Raw genomic sequence first — 608 nt, forward strand, 5'->3', positions numbered from 1 at the left:
CCAAGAAACGTTAATAAATCAACTCTCTATAATTCGTGATTTTCGTCAACCAGGTAAAGTACAGCATGAGTTAATTGATGTGCTTTTCTTGGCTATCACAGCCGTCATATCTGGCTGTGAAGGCTGGGAGGAAATAGAAGACTTTGGTCATAATAAATTAGATTGGTTAAGACAGTATTTACCTTTCGAACAGGGTATACCATCCGATGATACCATTTCACGAATATTCCAAATAATACAGCCGAAAGAGTTCCAAAAGAGCTTTGCTAAATGGATGCAAAGTTGCTGTGAAATGACGCATGGTGACATTATTGCCATTGATGGGAAAACCTTAAAAGGTTCTTTTAAGAAGAAAAATAAAACAGACAGTATCCATATGGTCAGCGCTTTTGCATCAGCTAACTCGGTGGTTTTGGGGCAAGTTAAAACTAATGAAAAATCCAATGAGATCACGGCTATTCCCATGTTATTGGACTTACTTGATATTCGTGGATGCCTTATAACGATAGATGCCATGGGGTGTCAGACCAAAATAGCAAAAAAAATAGTAGATAAAGGCGGTGATTATCTTTTACCTGTCAAAGGAAACCAGAGCCGATTGCAAAAGT

General features: G+C 38.0%; 1 protein-coding gene. It reads left to right on the forward strand.

Features of this window, described 5'->3' with window-relative positions:
* Positions 1-608, forward strand: a 608-nt coding sequence (locus CXF74_RS21595) for an ISAs1 family transposase (protein WP_157822526.1), incomplete at both ends; no start/stop codon positions are given.

The organism is Psychromonas sp. Urea-02u-13 (assembly GCF_002835995.1).
GTDB lineage: Bacteria > Pseudomonadota > Gammaproteobacteria > Enterobacterales > Psychromonadaceae > Psychromonas.